Genomic DNA, 26,037 nt, shown 5'->3' with positions numbered 1-26,037 from the left:
GGCCTGGAGGCGCGGATCACCCCCGGCGCACCGCGCCGGTCGGGCAATCCGCCGGTCCTCAGGCCTGTGGTTCCGTCACGAAGTCGATCAGCTCCTCGACACGGCCGAGGAGCTCCGGCTCGAGGTCGGCGAAGGTACGCACCTGCCCGAGGATCCGCTGCCATGCCCGAGCGATGTCGGCCTGCTCGGCGTGCGGCCACCCGAGCGCCTGGCAGATGCCCGCCTTCCACTCGATCGAGCGCGGGATCGTCGGCCACGCCCGCAGCCCGACCCGCGCCGGCTTGACCGACTGCCAGACGTCGACGAACGGGTGCCCGACGACGAGCACGTGCGCGCCCCACTTGCCGCGCATCACGGCGTCGGCGAAGCGGGACTCCTTCGACCCGGGCACCAGGTGGTCGACGAGCACCCCGACCCGCCGCTCCCGCGTCGGCTGGAACTCGTCGAGCACCGCGGCCAGGTTGTCGACGCCGGAGAGTTCCTCGACCACGACGCCCTCGACGCGCAGGTCGGCGCCCCAGACCTTCTCGACGAGTTCGGCGTCGTGCTTGCCCTCGACCATGATGCGGCTGGGGAGCGCCACCCGAGCACGCTGCGACTCCACGGCGAACGATCCGGACGCGGTGCGGAGGCGACCACCGTCGGACGCCTGCCGCACGGCGGGCGCGGCCCCGGGCCTCCAGTCCGCGTGCACGGCACCGACGGAACCAGCAGCACCAGCCCGGCCAGCGGCACCCCCGGCAGAACGACCGACCGGCGCCGACGGCCGCCCCAGCGTCACCAACTCACCCTCGAGCAGGAACTGCCCGGTGAAGGGGAAGGAGCGCGTGCGGCCCTTCCAGTCCTCGAGCGCGATGTTGCCCGCCTCGAGCCCCACCACGGCACCGGCCCACCCGGAGTCCGGGTCCTCGAGCACCATGTCCCGTTCGAGCGGCACCTGCCGCACCTTCTTCACCCCGCGCGAGCGCCAGTCCCCCGAGAGCACATCGCCGCCGTACCGGTCGTCGTCCACCCGCACGAGGGTACTGTCGACGACGGCCCGGACGACGTCGACCGCGCCGGTTCCCCATCATCTCGACGGAAGGCCCGCCCGTGCGCGCAGCGATCATCCACGCCCCGAACGACATCCGCGTCGAGGAGCGCGACCGTCCCGGACTCCTGTCCGGCAAGGACGTCGTCGTCAAGGTCCTCGCGGCCTGTGTCTGCGGGTCGGACCTCTGGCCCTACCGCGGCGTCACCGAGACGAAGCAGCCCCGGCCGATCGGGCACGAGCTCGTCGGCGAGGTCGTCGCCGTCGGTGACGACGTCACGGGCCTGCACGAGGGCGACTTCGTCATCTCCCCCTTCACCATGAACGACGGCACGTGCCAGGCCTGCCGCAACGGCATGACCACCGGCTGCGACCACCTGTCCGGGTTCGGCAGCACGGACGCCCACGGCGACCCGGTCGGCGGCGCGCAGGCCGAGTACGTGCGGATCCCGGACGCCGACGCCACGCTCGTCGTGGTGCCCGGCCCGGTCGACCCGGCGCTGGTGCCGTCGCTGCTCACCCTGTCCGACGTCTTCTCGACCGGCCACCACGCCGCCGTGTCGGCAGCGGTCGGCCCCGGCAAGACCGTCGTCGTGGTCGGCGACGGCGCGGTCGGCCTGTCCGCCGTCCTCGCGTCGAAGCGGCTCGGTGCGGAGCGCATCATCGCGATGAGCCGGCACGCCGACCGTCAGGCGCTCGCCCGCGAGTTCGGTGCCACCGACATCGTGGCGGAGCGCGGCGACGAGGGCGTCGCGGCGGTCCGCGCGCTGCTCGGCGGCGACCTGGCGGACTGCGGCGTCGAGGCCGTCGGCACCGAGGAGAGCATGGACCAGGCGCTGCACTCGGTCCGGCCCGGCGGCAACGTCGGCTTCGTCGGGGTCCCGCACGGAGTGCCGACGATCGGCACGCGCTACCTGTTCGACACGAACATCGCGATCGCGGGCGGCATGGCCCCGGCCCGGAAGTACATCCCGGAGCTGCTGCCGGACGTGCTCTCCGGCGCGATCGACCCCGGTCGCGTCTTCGACCTGGAGCTGCCGCTCGACGAGGCCGCCGAGGCCTACCGCGCGATGGACGAGCGCCGGGCCATCAAGGTGCTGCTGCGCCCGTAGCGGCGTGCGTCGTGGACGCAGCGGCGGACGGACGGGAGGCCCGTGGCGGCGTCGCCACGGGCCTCCCGTCCGTCGTCTGGTCGCGTCCCGACCACCGGACGCCGCCCGGTCACGCGTCGCGGATCGCCAGCACCCGGTGCGGCGCAGCCGCCTCGGCCCGCCACCCACCGGGCAGCACGTCGCGGAGTTCGGGCACCGTGAAGCTCCGTCGGATGGACCGCAGGCCGTCGACCCGGACGAAGGTCCCCGCCGCGACGAGCGGTGACGCCAGCGCGTACGCGCGGTAGGCGGCCGACGACCGTCGGATGTCGGAGTGCAGGCTGCGTCCGCTCGCGAGCAGCTCGGAATCGGCCAGGAACCCCCGCCGTTCCTCGTCGCCCAGGTGGTGCAGCACGTGGTTCGAGACGACGACGTCGAACCGCTCGCCCGCCGCGACCAGGTCGCCGCTCGACTGCTGCCGGAACGTGACGCCGGCCGGTGAGGACCGCCGTGCGGCGGCGATGGCGCGTTCGTCGGGGTCGACACCGACGACCTCGAGGTCGAAGCCGTCACTCGCCGCCCACCGCACCAGCGACCGGGCCAGGTCGCCGCCGCCGCACCCCAGGTCGAGCACGCGGCCACGCCCCTGTGCGGGCAGCGCGGGCACGACGTGCGAGCGCCAGGCCGCGCGCCAGCCGCTGACGAGCGCGTTCACGACGGCGAAGCGCCGGAAGGTGCGGGCGAGCGCGCGCGCATCGCAGTCCGGGTCGTCCATCAGCTCGGTCAGGTCGAGCGCGCGGTTGCGCAGGTCGACGGCCGGGAGGCCCGTGGTGCCGCCGTCCGGACGGCTCACGCCGCGCCCGTGGTCGCGACGGGCACGCGCAGCGGCTCTCCGGCGAGCGACGCCTCGGTCCGCACCGCGGTGAGCCGGGCGCTCTCCACCGTCAGACCAGGACCGAAGGCCAGCGCGACGACCGCGCTGCCGTCAGCCATGCCGGCGTCGACGGCGTCACGGAGCACGAAGAGCACGGTGGCGCTCGACATGTTGCCGTGTTCCCGCAGCACCCGCCGGCTCGACTCCATCGCGCTGTCGGGCAGGCCGAGGGACTCCTGGGTGCGGTCGAGGATGGCGCGGCCGCCCGGGTGCACCGCCCACACCGGCACGTCCGACGCCGGCCCGCCGTCGAGCAGCGGTTGCACGGCGCTCGGGACGTGCAGGCCGACGAGCTTCGGCACGGCGGTGGACAGGACCATCTCGAACCCCTCGTCCCCGATGTTCCACGCCATCTCGGACGCCCCTTCGGGCACCACGGCCGTCGTGAAGTCGTCGAAGCGCAGGCCGGCTCCGTCCCGGGCGACGACCGCGGCCGCGGCACCATCGCCGAAGACGCTGTTCGCGACGATCTGGTCGGGGTCGTTCGAGGCGCGGACGTGCAGGGTGCAGAGTTCACCGCACACCACGAGCACGACGGCGCCCGGGTCCTGGTCGACGAACGCGGCGGCGATCCGGAGCGCGGGGAACGCGGCGCAGCATCCCATGAAGCCGATGTGGTGCCGGAAGACCCCGGCGGGGAGTCCGAGCTGCTCGACGACGTGGATGTCGGGCCCGGGCTGCGTGAACCCGGTGCAGGACACGGTCACCAGGTGCGTGACGGACTCGGGCGCGATGCCGGCACGTTCGACGGCGTCACGGGCGGCGCCGACGAACAACGGCGGGGCGAGTTCGCGGTACCGGTCGTTGCGTGAACCGGTGGACGGCGAGCGAAGGGTGCCGTCGTCGTCACGGAAGGCACCACCGGCACGTGCGGAGTCGAGTTCCTCGAGGACGGTGTGCCGCTGGTCGACCGCCGACCCGTCGAACGCGGCGGGGACCAGGCGCTGGCCGAGCCGCCCGAGGTCGGGTTGGGCAGAGAAGAGGTCACGCACCCGGGGCTGGTCGAGGGTCGTCTCGGGGACGGCGGTTCCGATGGCGCGGATCGTTGCGGACACGGTTCATCCTGTCACCCGATCGCTGACGTGTCCCCAGGATGCACACGGCAACCGGGACGCACGGAGGGCACGGCACCGACCGGTACCGTGCCCTTGCGAGGTGGGACCGCCTACGACTGCTGCGCGCGCTCGAGCACGAGTTCACGCACGCGTGCGGCGTCGGCCTGGCCCTTCATGGCCTTCATGACGGCACCGATGATGGCTCCGGCCGCCTGGACCTTGCCGTCCTGGATCTTGGCCAGCACGTCGGGCTGCGCCGCGAGCGCTTCGTCGACCGCGGCGGTCAGGGCGGAGTCGTCCGAGACGACCTTGAGCCCCCGGGCCTCGACGACCTGGGCCGGCGAACCCTCGCCCGCGATGACGCCCTCGAGCACCTGGCGCGCCAGGCGGTCGGTCAGGTCACCGGACTCGACGAGCGCGATGACCTCGGCGACGTGCTTCGGCGACACCAGGTCACCGGGGGCGGCGTCCTGCGCGTTGGCGACGCGGCTGATCTCACCGGTCCACCACTTGCGGGCGGCCTGCGGTGCAGCGCCGGCGGCGACGGTGCCCTCGACCTCGTCGAGCAGCCCGCCGTTGACGACGTCCTGGAACTCCAGGTCGGCGAAGCCCCAGTCCGCCTTCAGACGACGACGACGTGCGACCGGGGCCTCGGGCAGCGAGGCCCGGAGCTCCGCCACGACGGCCGGGTCGGGCACGACGGGCAGCAGGTCGGGCTCCGGGAAGTACCGGTAGTCGTCGGCGTCGGACTTCGGGCGACCGGCCGAGGTGCGACCGGTGTCCTCGTGCCAGTGACGGGTCTCCTGCGTGATCGAGCCACCGGCGGCGAGGATCGCGGCCTGACGCTGGATCTCGTAGCGGATCGCACGTTCGACGGCGCGGAACGAGTTGACGTTCTTCGTCTCGGTGCGGGTGCCGAGCTTCTCCTGCCCGCGGGGACGCAGCGAGATGTTCGCGTCGCACCGCAGGTTGCCGCGCTCCATGCGCGCCTCGGAGACACCGAGCGCCCGGACGAGGTCGCGGATGACCTGCACGTACGCCGCACCGAGCTCGGGGGCGCGGTGCTCGGCACCGAAGATCGGCTTCGTGACGATCTCGACCAGCGGCACACCGGCACGGTTGTAGTCGACGAGCGAGTACTCGGCACCCTGGATGCGGCCGGTGGCACCACCGACGTGGGTCAGCTTGCCGGCGTCCTCTTCCATGTGGGCGCGCTCGATCGGGATGTTGTAGATCGTGCCGTCGGCGAGCTCGACCTCGACCTCGCCCTCGTAGGCGATGGGCTCGTCGTACTGCGAGACCTGGTAGTTCTTCGGGTTGTCCGGGTAGAAGTAGTTCTTCCGGGCGAACCGCGAGGACTCGGCGATCGAGCAGCCGAGCGCGAGCCCGAGCTGGATCGAGTACCGCACGGCCTGCGCGTTCACGACCGGCAGCGACCCGGGCAGCCCGAGGTCGACCGGGGTGACGTTCGTGTTGGGTTCGCCGCCGAAGAAGTTCGGGGCGTCCGAGAACATCTTGGTCTTCGTCGCGAGTTCGACGTGGACCTCGAAGCCGAGCACCGGCTCGTAGCGCTCGAGCGCCTCGTCGAAGTCCATCAGCGCGTCCTTCTGCGCCATCAGATCGCACCTTCCTGCGCAGCGGACTGCTGACTCTGGTCGAGGTCCGGGACGGACGCGATGAGCGGTGCGCCCCACTGCTGTTCGAGCAGACGCTCGAGCGCGGCACCGTAGCGGTACAGCCGGGCGTCCTCGCGCTGGGGCGCCATGAGCTGCACGCCGACGGGCAGGCCGTCCTCGGGCGCGAGACCGTTCGGGATGCTCATGCCGGGCACGCCGGCCAGGTTCGCCGGGATCGTCGTGAGGTCGTTGAGGTACATCGCCAGCGGGTCGTCGATGCGCTCACCGATCGGGAACGCGGTCGTCGGCGCGGACGGGCTGACGAGCAGGTCGACCTGCTCGAACGCGGCCTGGAAGTCGCGCTGCACGAGCGTGCGGACCTTCTGCGCCGAGCCGTAGTAGGCGTCGTAGTACCCGGCGCTCAGGGCGTAGGTGCCGAGGATGATGCGCCGCTTGACCTCGGGCCCGAAGCCGGCTTCACGCGTGGCGGCCATGACGTCCTCGACGGTGGCACCGTTCTCGGGCGTGACGCGGAGGCCGAAGCGCACCGAGTCGAACTTGGCGAGGTTCGACGACGCCTCGGCCGGGAGGATCAGGTAGTACGCGCTGATGGCGTACGCGAACGACGGCGCATCGATCTCGACGACGACCGCGCCGGCCGACTCGAGCAGCGCGACGGTCTCCTGGAAACGCTGCGTGACACCGGCCTGGAAGCCGTCACCACCGGCGAGTTCCTTGACCACGCCGACCCGCAGGCCGCGGAGCGTGTCCGCCTGCAGCCCTTCGCGTGCGGCGGCGGCCATCGAGGGCCAGGCGTCCGGGATGGACGTGGAGTCCTTCGGGTCGTGCCCGCCGATGACGTCGTGCAGGAGCGCGGCGTCGAGGACCGTGCGGGACACCGGACCGATCTGGTCGAGGCTGGACGCCAGGGCGATGGCGCCGTAGCGGCTCACCCCGCCGTAGGTCGGCTTCACACCGACCGTGCCCGTCACCGCACCCGGCTGGCGGATGGAGCCACCCGTGTCGGACCCGAGGGCCAGCGGTGCCTCGTGCGCCGCGACCGCAGCGGCCGAGCCACCACCGGATCCGCCGGGGATCCGGTCGAGGTCCCACGGGTTGCGGGTGGGCCCGTAGGCCGAGAACTCGGTGGTCGAGCCCATCGCGAACTCGTCCATGTTGGTCTTGCCGAGCGGCACGAGGCCGGCGGCGCGGAGCTTCGCGACGGGGGTCGCGTCGTACGGCGGCACCCAGCCTTCGAGGATCTTGGACCCCGATGTCGTCGGCATGTCCTGCGTGCACAGGACGTCCTTGACGGCGATCGGCACACCCGCGAGCGGCCCGAGGTCGTCGCCGGCGGCACGGCGCGAGTCGATCGACTTCGCGGCTGCCAGGGCGTTCTGGTTGACGTGCAGGAACGCGTGCACGTCGCCGTCGACGGCGGCGATCCGGTCGAGGTGGGCCTGGGTGGCCTCGACGCTCGAGACGTCGCGGGCCACCAGGGCGTCGGCGAGCGCCGCGGCGCTCAGCTTGGTGATGTCGTCGGTCACTGTTCTTCGCCCTACTGTTCTTCGCCGAGGATGGCGGTCACGCGGAACCGTTCGCCGTCGGAGTCGGGCGCCCCGGAGAGCGCCTGCTCCTGCGTCAGCGTCGTGCCGACCACGTCGGGTCGGGTGACGTTGCCGAGCGGCACGGGGTGGCTCGTCGCCGGGACGTCGTCGGTCGCGACCTCGGCGACCTTGGCGACGCTCTCGACGATGTGCGACAGCTCCCCGGTCAGCTTCTCGATCTCGTCGGGCGTGAGTGCGATACGTGCGAGGTTCGCCAGGTGCGCGACCTGCTCGCTCGTGATGTCAGGCATGGTGCTCCGTCGATCGGTTCGTGGAATGCCCAACAGTCTATTGGCTGCGTCGAGCGCGCAGGCGCGGCTGTGGACAACGCACGCCCGGCCCGGTGCCGGGCGTCCGGACCGGCAGCGGGCCGCGCCCCACGGGCACGGACTGCCCGACGCTGGCGCGTCGTTCAGGAACCGGCGGCGTGGACCCGAGCGGTCACTTCCCGTCCTTGCCGCCGCCAGCCGGCGCGGCCGGAGCCGCCGGAGCCGCCGGAGCAGCGGGAGCAGCGGGAGCAGCCGGAGCGGGAGACGCGGCAGCACCCCCGTCGGGCGCGGACGTCGGCGCCGGTGTCGCCTGGTCGTCCTGCGCGTTCCCCTGCCCGGACGAGGAGCCCGACGACGAGGAAGACGACGACGAAGACGACTTGCTCGCCTGCCCGATCATCGCCTGGCTCGGTGCCGGCAGCGCTCGCCCGCCGACGGTCTGGTCCAGGTACGCCATCATCGACTTCCCGACCCCGAACTTCGCGCTGTACCCGGTCGTGCCCTGCAGGAACGGCCAGTGCGCCAGGCTCACGCCGCCCTGGACGTTGCCGATCCAGGTGGCGTTCGTGTACTTCGTCGACGACGCCACCAGCCAGTTCTGCACGTCACCGTCGGTGGTGCCGGTCTTCGCGAACTTCGGCACGCTGTCCCCGGGGTTCGCGGTCGCGGCGGTCCCCGATCCGGACAGCACACCCTGCAGCGCGTAGTCGACGGTGCCCGCGACGTCGGCGGAGACGCCCTGCGTGCAGGACGACGGCGTCGGGGTGATCTTCGTGCCGTCGGCCTCGGTGACCGAGTCGATCGCGGTGGGCGTGCAGACGACGCCGCCGTTGGCGAAGCCCGCGTAGGCCTCGGCCAGGTCGATCGGCGACAGCTCGTTCACGCCGAGGATCGACGACGGCGTCTGGCCGAGGGCGGCCCCGTCGGCCCGGTGGATCCCCATCGCCTGCGCGAGCTGGGCGATCTTGCACAGGTCGAGCTGCTTGCCCATCGCGCCGAAGGCCGTGTTGATCGACTCGACGGTCGCGGCCTGCACGGTCATCGACGCCGGCACCGTCTCGGCGTTCGCGACGGGCCAGACCCCGCCGCTGACGTTCTGGCACGAGTTCGTGAACTCGGAGTTCTGGAACGTGTGCTCCGTCGTGGAGACGGATTCGGACAGGGTGTGGCCGCTGGCGAGCCACTCGGCCAGGGTGAACACCTTGTAGGTCGAGCCGGTCTGGAACCCGCCGGAGTTGCCGTACCCGGAGTCGGCGCTGTAGTTGACCGCGGTGGCACCGGCGCCGGCGTTGTCGCCCTGCGTGTACGTGGTGTTCTGCACCATCGACATGATCCGCCCGGTCCCCGGCTCGACGGTGACGTTCGAGCCACCGACGTCGACGCCGGCCATGGTCGCCGGCACGTAGGTCGACAGGGCGTTCTGCGCCTGGCCCTGCAGGTCGAGGTCGAGCGAGGTGTGGATCTGCAGGCCCTTGGTGTCGAGCGTGGCGATGCGTGCCGCTGCGGTCTTGCCGAACGCCGGGTCCTGCAGCACCTGATCGCGGACGTAGTCGCAGAAGTACCCGGCGTCGTAGCTCGTCGCGGCCGCCGAGCACCCGTTGGCGGTCTCCGTGATCTTCGGCGTCACGGGCGTCGCGATCGCCTTCGTCATCTCGGCCTTCGTGATGGAGCCGTGCACCTGCATCCGGCGGAGCACGTAGTCGCGGCGCTCCTTCGTCAGCGCGTACCCGTTCGCCTTGCCGTTCTCCTTGTCGCCCGGGACGTCGATGCGCAGGTTCGACGGGTTGTTCAGGATCGCGACGAGCGTGGCGGACTGCACGAGCGACAGGTCCTTGGCGTGCACGCCGAAGTAGTACTCGGCCCCCGCCTCGGCACCGTAGACCCGGCCGCCGAGCCCGACGAGGTTCAGGTACCCGGTCAGGATCTCGTCCTTCGAGTACTTCTTGTTGACGGCGATGGCGTACCGCATCTCCTGCAGCTTGCGCTGCGGGGTGACGCCGGCGACGTCCAGGTAGCACGCGTCGATCTTCTTCTTGGTCGCGGCCTGGTCCTTGCCGGTGAGCTGTTCGCACTGCTGCACCAGGACGTTCTTGACGTACTGCTGCGTGATGCTCGAGCCGCCCTGCACGTCCCCGCCGACGACGGTCGCGGCGACACCGCGCAGGGTGCCGAGCACGTCGATGCCGCCCTCGTCGTAGTAGCGCGGGTCCTCGGTGTCGATCGCGGCTTCCTTGAGCGTGTCCGCCATCTGGTCGGCCGTCACGTTCGTGCGGTTCTCGGCGTAGAACGAGGCGATCTTGACCTGTTTCCCGCCCTGCTCCGCGTACACGGACGACACCTGCTGCGGGGTCTGCACGTCGAGGTAGGTCGGCAGGTCCTCGAAGAACGACACCGCCCCCGACGTCCCCTCTCCCGCGACGGCGACCGCCGGGGTCACCGCGACGGCGACGAGCATGCCGGCGAGCACGGACATCACCACGAACATCAGGAGAGCACCAGGCCATCGCACCACACGCATGACGGAACCGTAGGCAGCAGTGCTGTACTGGTTCTGCCCTGGAACGAGTGCAGGCTGCGGTCGCGTTCAGGTTGCCACCCAGGCGGCCTTCGAGGCGGCGTCGCGATCCGCACGTGTGCACCGATCCGGCCGGGAGGCCCGCGGCGGCCCCGGCACGTCGGCCGGCGGTCACGATCGGGTCACGCTCACCGCGTCGTCAGGATCCGCAGGGCACCGCCCGTCGGGCACGGCCCGTCCGGCACGGTCCGTCAGTCACGGGGCTGCAGGTCCTGCGGGCGCACGAGGTACATGTCCGGCGAGGCACCGACGATGCCGTCACCACCCGACCGTCCGCGCCGGATCTGCTCGCGCACCAGGTCCCCGCGCCCGATCCCGATCAGGGCGACGTCGTGCAGCGACGCCGTTCCGGGCTTCAGGTAGTCGTTGTGCCCGACCGGTCGGCGGAACACGTCCCCGGCGGACAGAGCGTCGGCGCCGCCGGCCAGGTCGAGCACGGTGGACCCGAACGAGGCTCCGCCGGGGTCGGTGCCGAAGTACCCGGAGCCCGCGATGGGGTCGCTGTGCGCGCCGCCGACGAAGACCTGCCCGGTGGCGACGGCGAGGTCGGACGCGGAGCGGACGTCGCTGCCCGGTGACCCGAGGACCGTCAGGGTGTCCGCGGTCATCCGGCCCGACGCCAGGGCCATCATCGCCGCCGTCGACCCGTACGAGTGCGCGACGATGTTGACCCGCGGTCGGTCGTCCGCGCGGAGCGCACGCAGTCCGGCGACGGTCCGTTCGAGCCGCTGGGCCCCGGTCCGCGCGAGTTCGAGCGACATGATGTTGGACAGGTCCGGCGTGCGGTACCCCATCCAGGCGACCACGGCGACACCCGACCCGTTGCCGGTCGCGGCGAGCGGGGCGAGGGTGGCCTGCTCGCTGGACAGGTCGTTCGCCGTGTTCGTGAAGTCGGTCATCTGTCCGGTCACCGTGAAGAACATGCCCGGCACCACGACGGTGACGTCGGCCGCCGTGTCGAGGTCACCGATGCTGATCGCCGCACGCCCGGAGCCCCGGGTGTCCAGCGTCACGAGGAAGCGCCGCGGGTCACCCGGTTCGTGCACCAGCGAGTCCCGCACCTGCCCGAGCATCGCGGCCCGGGCGGCACCGACGTGGGCGTCGGCGAGACCGGAGTGCAGCGTCGCGCGGTTCGCCTGGTCGCGGACGACGTAGGGCACGCCCTCGAGGTTGCCGACCAGAGCAGGTGCGTGCACGAGGAGGCGGTCCTGCTCGTCGGCGGGCAGGTGCGACCACCACTGCGCGACGGTCTGGGCGGGCGGGGGGTCGTCCTGCACGGCTGCCACGACGCGGCGGTCAGTGGCCGCACGGCGCAGGGCTGCGGGCCCGAGTGCACCGAGGTCCTCGACGAACGCCCGCCCGTGGGCGACGGCGAGGTCGTCGACCCCGACCCGTCGCAGCGACGCCGACGTGGCGACGACGGTGAGGTCGTCGAGCGGCACGATGCGTGACGGGGCCGTCGCGACGGCGGTGGCCCTGGCGACCGGGACCGGGGGCACGCCCGGGGCCTCGATCACTCCGAGCGAGTGCATCGAGGCGGTGAGCAGAGCCGCGGCGATGAGCAACAATCGGATCTCCCCCGGGAAGGCCGTCCCGACGTCCCCCTGCAGACGACGGGTGATGCTCCGCCGAGTCTACGGAGATGTCCGCGGATCATCCATGCGTGATGCAACTTGTCCCCCGGACTGGGCGCCGTCGGCTCCGCGCCGCGCGCAGCGGATGGGATCCCGTGTGCTCGCGCCCCGCTCAGTCCTCGGTCGCGGGCGCCTCCGGCTCGGCGAGCGCCGCAGGCCCTTCGGTGACGAGCAGGTGGAACTGCTCGGCGTCGATGATCCGGACCCCGAGCTGTTCGGCCTTCGTGAGCTTCGAACCGGCTCCCGGTCCGGCGGCCACGAAGTCGGTCTTCTTGCTCACGCTCGAGGCCGCCTTGCCGCCGGCGGTCATGATGGCCTCGAGCGCACCTTCGCGCGTGTAGCCCTCGAGTGAACCGGTCGCGACGACGGTGACGCCGCTCAGCACGCCGCCCTCGACCTCGGCGCTGCCGGGGCCGGGGTGGCCCGGGGTGGTGAACTGCACGCCGGCCGCGGTCCACCGGTCGATGATCTCGCGGTGCCAGTCGACCTCGAACCAGGCGAGCAGGGCGTCGGCGATGATGCCGCCCACCCCGTCGACGGCGGCGAGGTCCTCGCGCGAGGCCGACCGGATGGCGTCGAGGGAGCCGAAGTGGTTCGCCAGGGCACGGGCGGCGACGGGTCCGACGTGGCGGATGCTCAGGCCGACCAGGATCCGCCACAGCGGCTTCGTCTTCGCGGCGTCGATGTTCGCGAGCATCTCGAACGCGTTCTTCGACGGGTAGCGGCTCGGCTCACCGGTGTAGTCGGCACCGCGTGCTCCGGGGTCGAACGGCGGGTCGGTCTTCTTGCGCGCCCGGCTGAACGGCGTGACGCGCTTGGGTGTGCCGTCGTCGTCGACCTTCTCCATGCCGGTCTCGGCGTCGCGGACGATGACCTCGATCGGGACGATGTCCTGCATCGTCAGGTCGAACAGTCCGGCCTCGGTCACGAGCGGCGGGGTCTCCGGGCGGAGCGGCTGCGTCAGAGCCGCGGCCGCGACCTCGCCGAGCCCCTCGATGTCGAGCGACCCGCGCGAGGCGATGTGCTCGACCCGGCCGCGCACCTGCGCCGGGCAGCTCTTCGCGTTCGGGCAGCGCAGGTCGATGTCGCCTTCCTTCGCCGGGGCGAGCTCCGTGCCGCACTCGGGGCAGTGGGTCGGCATCACGAACTCGCGCTCGGAGCCGTCGCGGAGCTCGACCACCGGGCCCAGGACCTCAGGGATGACGTCGCCGGCCTTCCGCAGCACGACGGTGTCCCCGATCAGCACGCCCTTCGCCTTGACGACCTGCTGGTTGTGCAGTGTGGCCTGGCGGACGACGGACCCCGCGACCTCGGCCGGGGCCATCACGGCGAACGGGGTGGCACGGCCGGTCCGACCGACGCTGACCACGATGTCGGTGAGCGTCGTGTGGACTTCTTCCGGCGGGTACTTGTACGCGATCGCCCACCGCGGCGCACGCGAGGTCGACCCGAGTTCTTCGTGCAGGGCGAGGTCGTCGACCTTGACGACGACGCCGTCGATCTGGTGCTCGACCGACGATCGGCGTTCCCCCGTGGTGCGGACGAAGCCGTTGACCTCGTCGATGGTGTCGAACACCCGGTAGTGGCTGCTCGTCGGCAGTCCCCAGGTCTGCAGGAGCTCGTACACCTCGGACTGGCTGCGGACGTCGGTGCCCTGCTCGAGTTCACGGACGGGCCACGCGCCGATGCCGTGCACGAGCATCCGCAGACGCCGCAACCGGTCGACCATCAGTGCCCGCTTCGCCTCGGACTTGCCTTCTTCCTTCTGGCGGAGCGACCCGGCGGCGGCGTTGCGCGGGTTGGCGAACACCCGCTCCCCCGCTTCGCGCTGGTTGGCGTTCAGCTCGTCGAACTCGGCGACCGGGAAGAAGATCTCGCCCCGGACCTCGACCAGGGGCGGGTGACCGGTGCCGGACAGGCGGTCCGGGATCGTGCCCATCGTGCGGACGTTGCCGGTGACGTCCTCGCCGACCACGCCGTCGCCGCGGGTCGCCGCCGAGACGAGCCGACCGTGCTCGTACCGCAGGTTGATCGCCAGACCGTCGATCTTCAGCTCGGTCAGGAACCGCACCCGCTCGGCGCCGGCGTCCCGCTGCACCTTGTCGCCCCACTCGGTCAGTTCGTCGGGGCTGAACACGTTGTCGAGCGAGAGCATGCGTTCGGCGTGCTCGACCGGCGCGAACTGCGTCGTCTGTGCCTGCCCGCCCACGGTCTGCGTCGGGCTGTCGGGCGTCACGAGTTCCGGGAACCGCCGCTCGATCGCGTCGAGGCGGTGCACCAGCGCGTCGTAGTCGGCGTCGGACAGGGGCGAGGCGTTGCCCTCGTAGTAGTCGTGCCGCAGCTCGTTGACGCGGGCGCGCAACCGGTCGACTTCTCGCGCGGCCTGGGCGGCGTCGAGCCCGTCGGGGTCGATGGTCTCGAACGTCGCGTCGGTCTCGCTCATGGCATCAGTTCTACCGTGCACCACCGACGCGGCGTGCAGCGGGCGTGTGCCCCGGGAGCGGCGGGGTCAGGCGTCGACGGGGACGGCGCTGACCGTGGTGTCGATCGTGCACTGGCCGAGCACCCGCGTGCCGACGTAGACCACGGCCGTCTGTCCGGGAGCGACCCCGTGCAGCGGCTCGTCGACGTCGATCACGAGCACGTCGTCCTGCACCCGGGCGGTCGCGGGCACCGGGTCGGCGTGCGCGCGGATCTGCACGTCGCAGGCGAACGGCGTCGCGGGGTCGGCCGGCGCCGTGCCCGCCCAGGTGAAGCGCGAGCCCGACATCGAGGTGACGGCGAGGGCTTCCTTCGGGCCGACGACGACGGTGTTGTCCTTCGGGCGGATCTCGAGCACGAACCGCGGCTTGCCGTCCGGCGCCGGACGACCGAGGGCCAGGCCGCGACGCTGTCCGACGGTGTAGCCGGTCGCGCCCTCGTGCGAGCCGACGACCGTGCCGTCCCGCTCGACGACCTCGCCGGGAGCCGTGCCGACGCGGTCCGCCAGCCAGCCGCGGGTGTCGCCGTCCGGGATGAAGCAGATGTCGTACGAGTCCGGCTTCTGGGCGACCGTCAGCCCGCGCTCGGCGGCCTCGGCTCGGACCTCGTCCTTCGACGGGGTCGCGCCGAGCGGGAACATGGCGTGCTGCAGCTGCTCGGCGGTCAGGACCCCGAGCACGTACGACTGGTCCTTCGCCCAGGCGGCCGACCGGTGCAGCTCGCGGGAGCCGTCCGGGCCGGTGACGATCGAGGCGTAGTGCCCGGTCGCGACGGCATCGAAGCCCAGGGCCAGGGCCTTCTCGAGCAGCGCCGCGAACTTGATCCGCTCGTTGCAGCGCATGCAGGGGTTCGGGGTGCGGCCGGCCTGGTACTCGGCCACGAAGTCGTCGACGACGTCCTCCTTGAACCGGGCCGAGAAGTCCCACACGTAGTACGGGATCCCGAGGGCCGACGCGGCGCGCTGGGCGTCCATCGAGTCCTCGATGGTGCAGCACCCGCGGCTGCCGGTGCGCAGGGTGCCGGGCATCCGGCTCAGGGCCAGGTGCACGCCCACCACGTCGTGGCCGGCGTCGACCGCCCGGGCTGCGGCCACCGCCGAGTCGACACCACCGCTCATCGCCGCAAGAACACGCATGCCCCCAGGGTAACCCGCCGACGAAGCGGTACCGCTGGCGTACGGTTGGTCGAGCGATGGCCACGACGGGGAACGACTCATTCGACTTCCGGTCCGTCCTGCTGTCCGGGTTCCTGCCCGCAGCGCTCTTCGCGATCGGCGAGGGCGCGATCATCCCGATCATCCCGATCGCCGCCGACTCGCTCGGTGCCAGCCTGGCGTTCGCGGGCTTCGTCGCCTCGCTCATCCTGGTCGGCGAGCTCATCGGCGACGTGCCGTCGGGCATCGTCGTCGCCCGCATCGGTGAGCGGAACGCGATGATCGGCGCCGCGCTCGTCTCGGTGGTCGGGCTCGTGGTCGCCACGACGGCCACGAACGCCTGGGTCCTGGCACTCGGGGTGTTCCTGGTCGGTGTCTCCACCGCGGTCTTCGCCCTCGCTCGGCACGCCTACATGACCACCGCGATCCCGCTCCGGATCCGCGCCCGGGCGCTGTCCAGCCTCGGCGGCGTCTTCCGCTTCGGCTACTTCGTCGGGCCGTTCATCGCCGCCGGTGTCATCCACCTGACCGGCACCACCAGCAGCGCCTTCTGGATCCACGTCGTCTGCTGCCTGGCGGCGGCGGTCGTGCTCCTGGTGCTGCGCGACCCGGCGACGGGCACACGCGGTCTGCGGTTGCCGCCACGGGCCTCCAGGCAGTCGACCGGCCACGGGGCGGACGCGAGCGGCCACGCGACCGAACCGCCCGCCGACACGGGCGCGCAGTTCGTCCAGCAGGAGGCGCAGGGGCTCTTCCGCACCATCCGCGCGAACGGGGCGGTCCTGCTGCGGCTCGGCAGCGGCGCCGGCCTGATCGGCGCGATGCGCGCCGGGCGGCAGGTGATCCTGCCGCTGTGGGCGGTGAGCGTCGGCCTCGACGACTCGACCGCGGCGCTGGTGATCGGCATCGCCGGAGCGGTCGACTTCGCGCTGTTCTACACGAGCGGGCAGATCATGGACCGCTGGGGGCGGCTCGCGAGCGCCCTGCCCTGCATGCTCGGCCTGAGCATCAGCTACTTCCTGCTCGCCTGGAGCGGCCACCTGGACGCCCGGGTCGGCTGGTTCGTCGCGATCGCGATGGGCATGTCGCTGGCGAACGGCGTCGGTTCCGGCATCCTCATGACGCTCGGCGCGGACCTCGCCCCGCGCGACGCCCCGGCACCGTTCCTGGGGGCGTGGCGGTTCACCGGCGACTTCGGGTCGGCGGCGGCACCGCTCCTCATCTCCGGCGTGACCGCCGTCGCCTCCATCGCGGTCGCGAGCGGGGTCATGGGCGTGCTCGGCCTGGTCGGCGCGGGCATCCTGCTCCGCTACGTGCCCCGGTACCTGCCGCGCCCGTTGCGCTGACGCACGGCGCGCACCGTGCGCGCTGTCGCTTCGTGGCGCACCGTGCGCGCTCCTCCGCTCCGTGCGCCGTGGACCGCACCGTGCGCATCCACAGCGCCGCACCCAGCCGCCAAGGTCGCACCGGGTGGCGGATCGCTCACAGTGCGTCCCACGGCCTGGAGGCCCGGTGCACGTCCGCCGCGCACCCCGCGCTCGGTAGACTGCCGCTGCTCGCGGGAGTGGTGGAATCGGTAGACACGCAGGATTTAGGTTCCTGTGCCCCAGGCGTGAGGGTTCGAGTCCCTCCTTCCGCACCGAGTCCCCCCTGCCACACGGTTGCGGTCATCCGCACGCCTCGAGCAGGTCATTCCTGCGAGGGATGGCCCGGCCACTCCCGGGCGGTACCCTCGTCCCGCGGGTGTCCTCCCCGTGACCCCCGCCTCCACGACCGGAAGAACCATGCACTCCGTCGCACTCGCCCTGATCCCGTGGCTCGATCCGCAGTACATCCTCGACCACTTCGGGGCCATCGCCGTGCTCGTGGTCTGCGCGATCGTGTTCGCCGAGACCGGTCTGCTCATCGGCTTCATCTTCCCGGGCGACAGCCTGCTGGTCATCACCGGTCTGTTCGCCTTCGACCGCGGCGGCGAGATCGGCGGCATCCCGATCTGGGTCGCAGCGCTGATGATCGGCGCTGCCGCGTTCCTCGGCGGCGAGCTCGGGTACTACATCGGCAAGAAGGCCGGGCCACCGATCTTCGAACGCAAGGACAGCGGGCTCTTCTCGAAGGCGAACGTCGAGCGCACCAACGCGTTCTTCCACCGCTTCGGCCCCCTCGCCGTGATCCTGGCGCGCTTCGTGCCGGTCGTCCGCACCTTCGCCCCGATCGCCGCGGGCGTCGGCCGGATGGACTACAAGAAGTACTCCCTCTACAACGCCATCGGCGCCGTGGTCTGGGGCGTCGGGGTGACGTTCCTCGGGTACTTCATCGGGCACATCCCCTTCGTGGCGCACATCGTCCGCGAGTACATCGACATCATCCTGCTGGCCGCCGTCGTCGTGACCGTCGTGCCGATGGCGCTGACGTACCTGCGCAACGCCCGCAAGGCGAAGCACGCGAACGAGGCCGAGGCCGCCGCGACCCCGACGGTCGACCCGACGCTCTAGTCGCAGCACCGACTGTCCGGCGCGTCCGCGCGTCGACGGACAACGAAGTCGCCCCGGACCACGTGATCACGTGGTCCGGGGCGACTTCGGTCGTTCGAAACGGAACGGGCGCCGGCGCTCAGACGCCGAAGTGCTCCCGGACGACCGGCGCGATCCCGCGGAACGCCTTGCTGCGGTGCGACAGCGCGTTCTTCTCGTCGCGGGTGAGCTCCGCCGACGAACGATCCGCGTCGTCCGGCCGGAACACCGGGTCGTAGCCGTGGCCGCCGTCGCCGACGGGTTCGGTCAGGACCTCGCCGTTCCAGACGGCCTCGACCACGTGCTCCTGACCGTCGGGTGTCACGAACGCGGCCGCGCACACGAAGGCGGCGGTGCGCTCGACGACGCCGTCCAGGTTCTGCAGCAGCAGCGCGATGTTGTCGGCGTCCGACCGGGTGCCGGCGTACCGGGCCGAGTGGATGCCCGGTGCGCCGTCGAGTGCGTCGACGGCGATCCCGGAGTCGTCGGCGAGCGCCGGCAGCCCGGTGTGGGCGACCGCGGCACGGGCCTTGATCAGGGCGTTCGCCGCGTAGCTGTCGCCGTCCTCGACCGGCTCCGGACCGTCGTACCCGACGAGTTCGACGCCCTCGCCCAACGCCGACCCGAGGATCTCGCGCAGTTCGACGACCTTGCCCTGGTTGTGGGTGGCCAGCACCACCTCGCGGGACGTCACGCCAGGCCCAGGACCGAACGCTGGATCGCCGCGAGCGACTGGTTGCCGGCCAGGCCCAGGTCGAGCAGGACGTTCAGCTCGTCGCGGTCGAACGGCGCGTGCTCGGCGGTGCCCTGCACCTCGATGAACTTGCCCGACCCCGTCGTGACGATGTTCATGTCGGTGTCGGCGGCGGAGTCCTCGGTGTAGGCCAGGTCGAGCATCGGCTCGCCGCCCACGATCCCGACCGAGATCGCCTGCACGCTGTCGGTGAGCGGGGTGGCCTTCTTCGCGATGAAGCCCTTGGCGCGGCCCCACTCGATCGCGTCGACCATCGCGACGTACGCGCCCGTGATCGACGCCGTGCGGGTGCCGCCGTCGGCCTGCAGCACGTCGCAGTCGATGACCAGGGTGTTCTCGCCCAGGGCCTTCGTGTCGACGACGGCCCGGAGCGACCGGCCGATCAGGCGGGAGATCTCGTGCGTGCGGCCGCCGACCTTGCCCTTGATGGACTCGCGCTGCATGCGCTCGTTCGTCGACCGGGGCAGCATCGAGTACTCGGCGGTGACCCAGCCGGTGCCCTTGCCGGCGAGCCAGCGGGGCACGCCGTTGGTGAACGACGCGGTGCAGAGCACCCTGGTGTCACCGAACGAGATGAGCGCGCTGCCCTCGGCCTGCGAGCTCCACCCCCGCTCGATCGTGACGGGACGGTGGTCGGTGGCGGTGCGGCCGTCGACGCGGAGTGTGTCGGTCATGGGGTCCTTTCGGTGCGGGGCAGCGTGATGGCCCCCGTCTGGAGGTGGCCGACGCTCGAGACCTCGGGTCCGAGGAAGCGCCGGGCGAGCCGGATGAAGCCGTTCTTGTCGTCGCCCGTCGCCTCGAACGAGTAGGTCGGGGCGGTGGTCGCGGTGCGCTCGAGCCCGTGCTCCACGAGTCGGCGGTAGACGTCGTTCGCGGTCTCCTCGGCGCTGGAGACGAGCGTGACCTCCGGACCCATGACGAACTGGATCGCGGCGGACATCAGCGGGTAGTGGGTGCAGCCGAGCACCAGGGTGTCGACGTCGGCGGCGCGGATCGGGTCGAGGTACCCGGCCGCGACCGCACGGAGCGACGGCGACGAGGTGTCACCCGCCTCGACGAACTCGACGAACCGCGGGCACGCGGCCGTGGTCAGCCTGACGTCGGCAGCGACCGCGAAGGCGTCCTCGTAGGCGCGCGACGCGATGGTGCCGACGGTGCCGATGACCCCGATGCGGCCCGTCCGGGTCTGCTTGACGGCGGCGCGGGCAGCTGGCTGGATGACCTCGACCACCGGGATGCCGTACGCCTGCTCGTAGCGTTCGCGGGCGTCCCGGAGCACGGCGGACGAGGCGGTGTTGCACGCGATCACCAGCGCCTTGACGCCCTGCTCGACCAGGTCGTCCATGACCTCGAGCGCGTAGCGGCGGACGTCCGCGATGGGCTTCGGACCGTAGGGCGAGTGCACGGTGTCCCCGACGTACCGGATGCTCTCGCGCGGGAGCTGGTCGATGATGGCGCGGGCCACCGTGAGCCCACCGACCCCGCTGTCGAAGACTCCGATCGGTGCATCCGTCACGGCACCAGCGTACCGACGCCCGCCGACGAGCACCGACGCGACCACGCGCGCCACGCTGGCCGGGCGCACGGGGTGATCCGGGCCTCCCCACCGGCACGTCACTAGTGTCGGAGACGTGACCAGCGCGCTCCTGACGGACCAGTACGAACTCACCATGGTCGACGCGGCCCTGAAGGACGGGACCGCCGACCGGCGATGCGTCTTCGAGGTGTTCGCCCGGCGGCTGCCCGACGGCCGCCGCTACGGTGTCGCGGCCGGCCTCGGACGCTTCCTCACCGCCCTCGGCGACTTCCGCTTCGGCGACGAGGAGATCGGGTTCCTGCGCGACCGCGGCGTCATCGACGCCGGCACCGCGGCGTGGCTCGCCGACTACCGGTTCACCGGCGACGTCCGGGCGTACCGCGAGGGCGAGGTGTACTTCCCGAACTCCCCCATCCTGCAGATCGAGGGCACCTTCGCCGAGGCAGTCGTGCTCGAGACCCTCGCGCTGAGCATCTACAACGCGGACTCCGCGATCGCCTCGGCCGCCGCCCGCATGGTCTCCGCCGCAGACGGCCGCCCGCTCGCCGAGATGGGTTCCCGCCGCACCGGCGAGTGGAACGCCGTCGCCGCCGCCCGTGCCGCGTACATCGCCGGGTTCGGCGCGACGAGCAACCTCGAAGCCGGGCGCACCTGGGGCATCCCGACGATGGGCACCGCCGCGCACGCCTTCACGCTGCTGCACGACTCCGAGGAGCAGGCCTTCCGCTCGCAGCTCGACGCGCTCGGCAACGCCACGACCCTGCTCGTCGACACCTACGACATCGAGGCAGCCGTGGAGACCGCCGTGCGGCTCACCGACGGCAAGCTCGGCGGTGTCCGGATCGACAGCGGTGACCTGCCGTCGGTCGTCGCCGCGGTGCGCGCACAGCTCGACCGGCTCGGCGCGACGAGCACGAAGATCACGGTGACGAACGACCTCGACGAGTACACGATCGCCGCACTCCGAGCCGCCCCGGTGGACTCGTACGGCGTCGGGACCTCGGTGGTCTCCGGCTCGGGGCACCCCGCCGCCGGCATGGTGTTCAAGCTCGTCGCACACCGGGACGCCGACGGTGGTGACTGGGTCCCCGTCGCCAAGAAGTCGGCCGACAAGGCGTCGATCGGCGGCCGGAAGGAGGCGGGGCGACGCCTCCGCAACGGCGTCGCCACCGCCGAGGTCGTGCTCACCGGAGCGCAGGTCGGTCCGGACGAGCGACCGCTCCTCGTCCCCGTCGTCACCGGCGGCGAGGTCGACCCGGCGTTCCTCGGCACGCAGGGCGTCGAGGCCGCACGCGCGCACCACAAGCGCGCGAAAGCGGAGCTGCCCGCCGACGCGTCGCGCATCGGACGTGGCGACCCCGCCATCCCGACCCTGGTGATCTGACGTCGCGGCGCGCGCCGCGCACATCGTGTCGCGTCGCGTCGCGTGCCCGCTTGGTGAGCAGGAATGGTCGCCTGCCCGACGGCGACCCGACCGCTTCTGCTCACGATGCGCAGCCGGCGGACGCGGCAGACGGACAGGAGGCCCGTGGCGGCGTCGCCACGGGCCTCCTGTCCGCCTGTCGGTCGCGTCTACTCGGACTTCATCTTCTCGTAGATCGCCTTGCAGTCCGGGCAGACCGGGAACTTCTCCGGGTCGCGGCCCGGGATCCACTTCTTGCCGCACAGGGCCTTGACCGGCTTGCCGGACAGGGCCGACTGCAGGATCTTGTCCTTCTTGACGTAGTGCGAGAACCGCTCGTGGTCACCGGGTTCGATCGCTTCTTCTTCGAGGAGCTTCTCGAGCTCCCGGTCCATCACGTCGAGGCCGCCGCCTGGTTCCGTCATGCTCATGGTTCCAGGGTACGACGGTCCGCCCGCGGGCGCGCCGCCCGTCCCGCTCGTCGCGCTGTGCCGCTGGGCCGTTAGTCGCGCTGTGCCGCTGGTTGCGTCGTGCCGCTAGTTGCGCTGTGCCGCGGCGAGCAGGTCGGGGCCGCGTCGGTCGAACAGGCGTCCGCCGACGGAGATACCGATGACGAGCACGACGGCACCGACCCCGATGCCCACCAGGAGCGTCAGCACCGACCACGGCTCCGGACCCTGCACGACGGCGAGCACCGCGAGACAGGCGGCGGGGACCGTGCAGAGCACGATGCCGATCACCATGGAGGCCTGCGCCACCGTCGCCGTGACGCCGGCGGCCTGCGGCTGCTGGAACGGGTGATCGCCCGGGCGCACCGTCGGGTACGGCATCAGCACCGACAGGACGCTCGACAGCCCGAGGCCGGACAGCAGTGCACTCGCACTCACACCGATGAGCAGCGGGAACGCCGCCCAGTCGCCGAACAGCCGTGCGGAGAGCGCGGCGCCGGCGACGATCGCGGGCGCTCCCACGACCAGCACGGGCACGACGCGACCGAGCCGATCGCTCCACCCGGGCGCACCGGAGGCGACGTGCAGCCACACGGCCGTGTTGTCGTAGGAGACGTCGTTGTGCGGCAGGAACCCGGCGATGAGGGCCATCAGCGGCAGCGGCACGAGCGCGGTCCACTGCCACGGCACCCCGGCGACACCGAGCGGGATCACGACGATCGGCACGAGCAGGATGATCAGGTACGACGTGCGGTACCGCGGGTCGCGCACCCAGTAGGTGAGCGCCCGGGCGGCGACGGCGGACACCGGGGCTGACCCGAAGCGGTCGAACCAGCCGAGGCCCTGGTACCGGCGAGTGCGGGGTCGGTCGTCGACGGTCTCGAGGGCACGGCCGACGAGCGACCACCACGCCCACGCGAGGAGTGCGACGACGACGACCGCGATCAGGAGCTTCAGGAGGCCGGCACCGACGTGGCCGCTCGCGACCTCGGCCGGCACGGCCCAGGCGGCGCCCCAGGGGGTCCACCCGGCGACGTCCGCGACGCGCTGCATCTCGGCGCCCTGCGGGTCGAGCCACTCGACGCGCAGCAACAGCGCCACCGTCGGGATCGAGAGGACGACGATGACGAGGGCCACCAGCCACCCGGCGTCCCGGGAGCGGTCCGGGCCGATCAGCCGCGAACCGACGGTGCAGCACACCCGGATCAGCAACGCGCAGGTCGCGACGCCGAGCAGACCACCGACGACCGCGAGCAGTCCGAGCCCAGGGTCACGGGCCCAGGCGACGACCTGACCGGCCGCGACGACGACCACACCGATGACGGGGATGCCGACGAGTCCGGCGACCACGAGCCCGATCGCCAGGCGACGTCGCTCGATCCCGAACACGGCGAAGCGCCGCGGGTCGAGCTGGTCGCTCCGCCCGACGACGAGTGGCACGACCGTGAACCCGAAGGCGATCAGGGTGCCGACGGGCACGACCACGGCGCGTGCGACGTCCGGGTCGGCATCGCCGAGCGCGATCGTCCGCGACGCGACGAACACGGCGGCGAGGAGACCGACGAGGCTGGCGAGCACGACGGCGACGGAACGGCGGGCGGTGCCGCGGACCTCGCCCGCGAGCAGGTCCGCCCTCAGCCGGAGAAGCTGTGCAACCATTCCATGCTCTCTGCGACGACACGACCGCCGGCGAGTTCGACGAACTTGTCCTCGAGGCTCTTGCGGCCGCGGACCTGGGCCATGGTGCCGGACGCCAGGACCTTGCCGCCGACGATGATGGCGACCGAGTCGCAGGTGCGCTGCACGAGCTCCATCGAGTGGCTCGACAGCACCACGGTGCCGCCGCCCCGGGTGTAGCGGCGCAGGATGTCCGTGATCGTCGCGGCGCTCACCGGGTCGACCGACTCGAACGGCTCGTCGAGCACGAGCACCCGCGGTGAGTGGATGAGGGTCGCGGCCAGGGCGATCTTCTTCGCCATGCCGACGGAGTAGTCGGCGACCTGGCGTCCGAGCGCTTCGCCCAGCCCGAAGGCCTCGGCGAGGTCGGCGCTGCGCTTCCGGGCGGTGGTGCCGTCGAGCCCGCGGAGCGTGGCCGAGTAGTACAGCAGCTGCGCACCGGTCAGCCGGTCGAACAGGCGGAGCCGGTCCGGCAGGACCCCGAGGCTCCGCTTCGCGGCCGTGGGGTCGGCCCACACGTCGTGGTCGAGCACGGTCACCGAGCCGGCGTCGGGGCGCAGCAGTCCGGTGATCATCGAGAGGGTCGTCGTCTTGCCGGCGCCGTTCGGGCCGACCACGCCGAAGATCGAGCCCTGCCGGATCTCGAGGTCGACCTCGTCGACGGCCAGGGTCTGTCCGTACCGCTTCACCAGGCCGCTCGCCGCGAGCACCACGGGCTGGAGCGTCTGGGGTTGCTTCGGCGCGGCGGCGCGGGGTGCACGCTTCTTCGCCGCGGGCGAAGCGGCGGTGGTCGCCTGGTCGGCGTCGCCCGTCGCGTCGTCGGCGGCCGTCGGCGCGGGAGGCTCGGCCTCGGTCCGCGGGGCGGCCTTCGTCGGGCGCTTGGTGCGTCCCTTGCCGCCGCGCGCCTTCGCGGGGCGCGGCGCGGCTGCCGGGGTCGGGGCGTCTGCCGGGCCCGGAGCCTCGTCGGAGCGGGCGTCCGTCACGCCGTCGGCGCGGGTGCCCGTCGTCTCGTCGGTGCTGGCGTCCGTCGTCTCCCCGGTGCGGGTGACCGTCGTCTCGCCGGTCATCGCGTCATCAGTGGCGGTGTCGTCCGCATCCGTGTCCCCCGTGTCGTCGTCTGCTGCGTCCTCCGCAGCCGCGGCGGTGTCCGCGTCGTCGGCGTCCCCCGCCTCGGTCATCCAGGCAGCGTCGGCCGTGGCGTACACGTCCTCGTTCTCTGCTCGCGCTGGCATCGACCCACCGTACCAACGGTCTCCGACCGGCGGGGACCGAGTCGGCCAGGGTCACGAATTGAGTACGAAGCGCGCCGACCCGTACCCAGCGAGGGGGTGTTTCCGTATCATTCACCAGGGCACGAAGGAGTGTTCACCACTTGGAAACCTGCTCCAGCAGGCGATCCCGGCGGCCTCCTCGCAGCGACTTCCACGTCGACGCGACCGGTTCTCGGGCAACTCGGACGTTGGAAGCGCAGACTCGACGAGGCCCGCCCGTACCCCAGGGTGCGCGGGCGGACACCAGAAGGGACCAGCATGACCACGCAGATCGTGATCCTCGCAGCGGGGATGGGCAGCCGGCTCGGCCGCAGCCTGCCGAAGCCGCTCACGGAGCTCAGTGACGGCCGCACCATCATGCAGCAGCAGTTCGACAACATCCGCGCCGCGTTCGGTTCGAGCGCCCGCGTGACGATCGTCGTCGGCTACAAGTCGGAGCACATCGTCGAGGCCTTCCCCGAAGCGAACTTCGTCTACAACGAGTCGTACGACTCCACGAACACCTCGAAGAGCCTGCTGCGCGCGCTCAAGGCCACCGGCAAGAGCGGTGTCCTCTGGATGAACGGCGACGTGGTCTTCGACCCGATGGCGCTCGTCCGTGCGGCCGACATGATCGACGAAGGCCGTTCCTTCGTCAGCGTCAACACCGACAAGGTCTCCGACGAAGAGGTCAAGTACACGGTCGACGCCGAAGGCTTCATCCACAAGCTGTCCAAGCAGGTCGTCGGGGGTCTCGGCGAAGCCGTCGGGATCAACTACGTCTCCGCGGCCGACAAGCAGGCCCTCATCCGTCAGCTCGGTCGCGTCGACGACCAGGAGTACTTCGAGGGCGGCATCGAAGCTGCCATCGCCGAGGACGGGCTACGCTGGACGCCGATCGACATCTCCGACCTGTACGCGGTCGAGATCGACTTCGCCGAGGACCTCGAGCGCGCGAACAACCTGTTCGCCTGAACCACCCGTCAGGACCCCTCGGCGGTTCCGCCCGAAGG

At 71.8% G+C, this 26,037-nt stretch carries 20 protein-coding genes, 1 tRNA gene and 1 pseudogene; 6 read left to right on the top strand and 16 right to left on the bottom strand.

Annotation, left to right across the window (positions count from 1 at the left end; all coding sequences use genetic code 11):
* Positions 1–58: 58 nt before the first annotated feature.
* Positions 59–1,012, bottom strand: a complete 954-nt coding sequence (locus ASF75_RS16215) for a DUF3097 domain-containing protein (protein ID WP_017886999.1) — start codon at positions 1,010–1,012, stop codon at positions 59–61.
* An 80-nt stretch (positions 1,013–1,092) separates the two neighbouring features.
* On the opposite strand from ASF75_RS16215, the gene ASF75_RS16210 reads away from it, so the two are divergent.
* Positions 1,093–2,142 carry a zinc-dependent alcohol dehydrogenase family protein gene (locus ASF75_RS16210; RefSeq protein WP_017887000.1) on the top strand — a complete coding sequence of 350 codons (1,050 nt, stop codon included), beginning with the start codon at positions 1,093–1,095 and terminating at the stop codon, positions 2,140–2,142.
* A 109-nt stretch (positions 2,143–2,251) separates the two neighbouring features.
* Here the strand turns inward: ASF75_RS16210 and ASF75_RS16205 are convergent, their stop codons facing one another.
* The 9 genes from ASF75_RS16205 to mnmA all read right to left on the bottom strand — a co-directional run bounded on the left by ASF75_RS16205 (position 2,252) and on the right by mnmA (position 15,427).
* Positions 2,252–2,974, bottom strand: coding sequence for a methyltransferase domain-containing protein (locus ASF75_RS16205; RefSeq protein ID WP_082509798.1), 723 nt, complete (start codon positions 2,972–2,974; stop codon positions 2,252–2,254).
* Positions 2,971–4,110 (bottom strand): type III polyketide synthase, encoded by a 1,140-nt coding sequence (locus ASF75_RS16200; RefSeq protein ID WP_056073022.1) that lies wholly within the window; start codon positions 4,108–4,110, stop codon positions 2,971–2,973. Before ASF75_RS16200 ends, ASF75_RS16205 begins: the two co-directional genes overlap by 4 nt.
* 110 nt (positions 4,111–4,220) lie before the next feature.
* Positions 4,221–5,726: an Asp-tRNA(Asn)/Glu-tRNA(Gln) amidotransferase subunit GatB gene (gatB, locus tag ASF75_RS16195; protein WP_017887003.1), complete on the bottom strand. Its 1,506-nt coding sequence runs from the start codon at positions 5,724–5,726 to the stop codon at positions 4,221–4,223.
* Positions 5,726–7,273, bottom strand: coding sequence for an Asp-tRNA(Asn)/Glu-tRNA(Gln) amidotransferase subunit GatA (gene gatA / locus ASF75_RS16190; RefSeq protein ID WP_056073021.1), 1,548 nt, complete (start codon positions 7,271–7,273; stop codon positions 5,726–5,728). The genes gatB and gatA overlap by 1 nt, the downstream gene beginning before the upstream one ends.
* Positions 7,274–7,284: 11 nt before the next feature.
* Positions 7,285–7,584, bottom strand: coding sequence for an Asp-tRNA(Asn)/Glu-tRNA(Gln) amidotransferase subunit GatC (gene gatC / locus ASF75_RS16185; RefSeq protein ID WP_017887005.1), 300 nt, complete (start codon positions 7,582–7,584; stop codon positions 7,285–7,287).
* Positions 7,585–7,774: 190 nt separating this feature from the next.
* Positions 7,775–10,120 (bottom strand): transglycosylase domain-containing protein, encoded by a 2,346-nt coding sequence (locus ASF75_RS16180; RefSeq protein WP_156463921.1) that lies wholly within the window; start codon positions 10,118–10,120, stop codon positions 7,775–7,777.
* 248 nt (positions 10,121–10,368) lie between these two features.
* Positions 10,369–11,745 (bottom strand): alpha/beta hydrolase, encoded by a 1,377-nt coding sequence (locus tag ASF75_RS16175; RefSeq protein WP_056073016.1) that lies wholly within the window; start codon positions 11,743–11,745, stop codon positions 10,369–10,371.
* 178 nt (positions 11,746–11,923) lie between these two features.
* Complete coding sequence (gene ligA, locus ASF75_RS16170; RefSeq protein ID WP_056073013.1) at positions 11,924–14,254, bottom strand: NAD-dependent DNA ligase LigA; 2,331 nt, start codon at positions 14,252–14,254, stop codon at positions 11,924–11,926.
* 66 nt (positions 14,255–14,320) lie between these two features.
* Positions 14,321–15,427 carry a tRNA 2-thiouridine(34) synthase MnmA gene (gene mnmA / locus ASF75_RS16165; protein WP_031259645.1) on the bottom strand — a complete coding sequence of 369 codons (1,107 nt, stop codon included), beginning with the start codon at positions 15,425–15,427 and terminating at the stop codon, positions 14,321–14,323.
* A 56-nt stretch (positions 15,428–15,483) separates the two neighbouring features.
* Between mnmA and ASF75_RS16160 the strand changes: the two genes are divergently transcribed.
* The 3 genes from ASF75_RS16160 to ASF75_RS16150 all read left to right on the top strand — a co-directional run bounded on the left by ASF75_RS16160 (position 15,484) and on the right by ASF75_RS16150 (position 17,937).
* Entirely contained in the window at positions 15,484–16,791 is a 1,308-nt protein-coding gene (locus tag ASF75_RS16160; RefSeq protein WP_056073008.1) for an MFS transporter, read from the top strand.
* A gap of 212 nt (positions 16,792–17,003) precedes the next feature.
* Positions 17,004–17,084, top strand: a tRNA-Leu gene (locus ASF75_RS16155).
* A gap of 145 nt (positions 17,085–17,229) precedes the next feature.
* Positions 17,230–17,937: a DedA family protein gene (locus ASF75_RS16150; RefSeq protein ID WP_017887011.1), complete on the top strand. Its 708-nt coding sequence runs from the start codon at positions 17,230–17,232 to the stop codon at positions 17,935–17,937.
* 118 nt (positions 17,938–18,055) lie between these two features.
* Here the strand turns inward: ASF75_RS16150 and rdgB are convergent, their stop codons facing one another.
* Genes rdgB through murI form a run of 3 tightly spaced genes read right to left on the bottom strand, consistent with a single transcriptional unit; the run spans position 18,056 to position 20,225 of the window.
* The gene (gene rdgB / locus ASF75_RS16145; protein WP_042539203.1) at positions 18,056–18,649 is read right to left on the bottom strand and encodes an RdgB/HAM1 family non-canonical purine NTP pyrophosphatase; all 594 of its coding nucleotides are present in this window, start codon (positions 18,647–18,649) and stop codon (positions 18,056–18,058) included.
* Positions 18,646–19,383 carry a ribonuclease PH gene (gene rph / locus ASF75_RS16140; RefSeq protein ID WP_042539201.1) on the bottom strand — a complete coding sequence of 246 codons (738 nt, stop codon included), beginning with the start codon at positions 19,381–19,383 and terminating at the stop codon, positions 18,646–18,648. Before rph ends, rdgB begins: the two co-directional genes overlap by 4 nt.
* On the bottom strand, positions 19,380–20,225 hold the full coding sequence (gene murI, locus ASF75_RS16135) for a glutamate racemase (protein ID WP_031259647.1): 846 nt from the start codon (positions 20,223–20,225) through the stop codon (positions 19,380–19,382). Before murI ends, rph begins: the two co-directional genes overlap by 4 nt.
* A gap of 112 nt (positions 20,226–20,337) precedes the next feature.
* Here murI and ASF75_RS16130 point away from each other — a divergent pair.
* Positions 20,338–21,630, top strand: a pseudogene (locus ASF75_RS16130) (nicotinate phosphoribosyltransferase); the annotation flags it as partial.
* A 188-nt stretch (positions 21,631–21,818) separates the two neighbouring features.
* Here ASF75_RS16130 and ASF75_RS16125 read toward each other — a convergent pair.
* The 3 genes from ASF75_RS16125 to ASF75_RS16115 all read right to left on the bottom strand — a co-directional run bounded on the left by ASF75_RS16125 (position 21,819) and on the right by ASF75_RS16115 (position 25,006).
* A complete protein-coding gene (locus ASF75_RS16125) occupies positions 21,819–22,079 on the bottom strand; it encodes a DUF3039 domain-containing protein (RefSeq protein ID WP_017887016.1) in 261 nt (86 codons plus the stop codon).
* Positions 22,080–22,184: 105 nt separating this feature from the next.
* On the bottom strand, positions 22,185–23,756 hold the full coding sequence (locus tag ASF75_RS16120; protein ID WP_056073005.1) for a hypothetical protein: 1,572 nt from the start codon (positions 23,754–23,756) through the stop codon (positions 22,185–22,187).
* Entirely contained in the window at positions 23,732–25,006 is a 1,275-nt protein-coding gene (locus tag ASF75_RS16115; RefSeq protein ID WP_235517723.1) for an ABC transporter ATP-binding protein, read from the bottom strand. Before ASF75_RS16115 ends, ASF75_RS16120 begins: the two co-directional genes overlap by 25 nt.
* 297 nt (positions 25,007–25,303) lie before the next feature.
* On the opposite strand from ASF75_RS16115, the gene ASF75_RS16110 reads away from it, so the two are divergent.
* Positions 25,304–25,999 carry an NTP transferase domain-containing protein gene (locus ASF75_RS16110; protein ID WP_017887019.1) on the top strand — a complete coding sequence of 232 codons (696 nt, stop codon included), beginning with the start codon at positions 25,304–25,306 and terminating at the stop codon, positions 25,997–25,999.
* Positions 26,000–26,037: the final 38 nt, after the last annotated feature.

This window comes from Curtobacterium sp. Leaf154, assembly GCF_001424595.1.
GTDB classification, from domain to species: domain Bacteria; phylum Actinomycetota; class Actinomycetes; order Actinomycetales; family Microbacteriaceae; genus Curtobacterium; species Curtobacterium poinsettiae.
The sequence above is the reverse complement of the archived record's forward strand: the minus strand, read 5'-3'. Positions and strand labels throughout refer to the sequence as shown.

Bases quoted from the DNA above. Each gene is read 5' to 3' on its own strand.
- ASF75_RS16180 (WP_156463921.1), bottom strand. From the start codon at position 10,120: ATGCGTGTGGTGCGATGGCCTGGTGCTCTCCTGATGTTCGTGGTGATG.
- gatB (WP_017887003.1), bottom strand. From the start codon at position 5,726: ATGGCGCAGAAGGACGCGCTGATGGACTTCGACGAGGCGCTCGAGCGC.
- ligA (WP_056073013.1), bottom strand. From the start codon at position 14,254: ATGAGCGAGACCGACGCGACGTTCGAGACCATCGACCCCGACGGGCTC.
- ASF75_RS16160 (WP_056073008.1), top strand. From the start codon at position 15,484: ATGGCCACGACGGGGAACGACTCATTCGACTTCCGGTCCGTCCTGCTG.
- ASF75_RS16110 (WP_017887019.1), top strand. From the start codon at position 25,304: ATGACCACGCAGATCGTGATCCTCGCAGCGGGGATGGGCAGCCGGCTC.
- ASF75_RS16115 (WP_235517723.1), bottom strand. From the start codon at position 25,006: ATGCCAGCGCGAGCAGAGAACGAGGACGTGTACGCCACGGCCGACGCT.
- gatC (WP_017887005.1), bottom strand. From the start codon at position 7,584: ATGCCTGACATCACGAGCGAGCAGGTCGCGCACCTGGCGAACCTCGCA.
- mnmA (WP_031259645.1), bottom strand. From the start codon at position 15,427: ATGCGTGTTCTTGCGGCGATGAGCGGTGGTGTCGACTCGGCGGTGGCC.
- ASF75_RS16120 (WP_056073005.1), bottom strand. From the start codon at position 23,756: ATGGTTGCACAGCTTCTCCGGCTGAGGGCGGACCTGCTCGCGGGCGAG.
- rph (WP_042539201.1), bottom strand. From the start codon at position 19,383: ATGACCGACACACTCCGCGTCGACGGCCGCACCGCCACCGACCACCGT.
- ASF75_RS16125 (WP_017887016.1), bottom strand. From the start codon at position 22,079: ATGAGCATGACGGAACCAGGCGGCGGCCTCGACGTGATGGACCGGGAG.
- ASF75_RS16150 (WP_017887011.1), top strand. From the start codon at position 17,230: ATGCACTCCGTCGCACTCGCCCTGATCCCGTGGCTCGATCCGCAGTAC.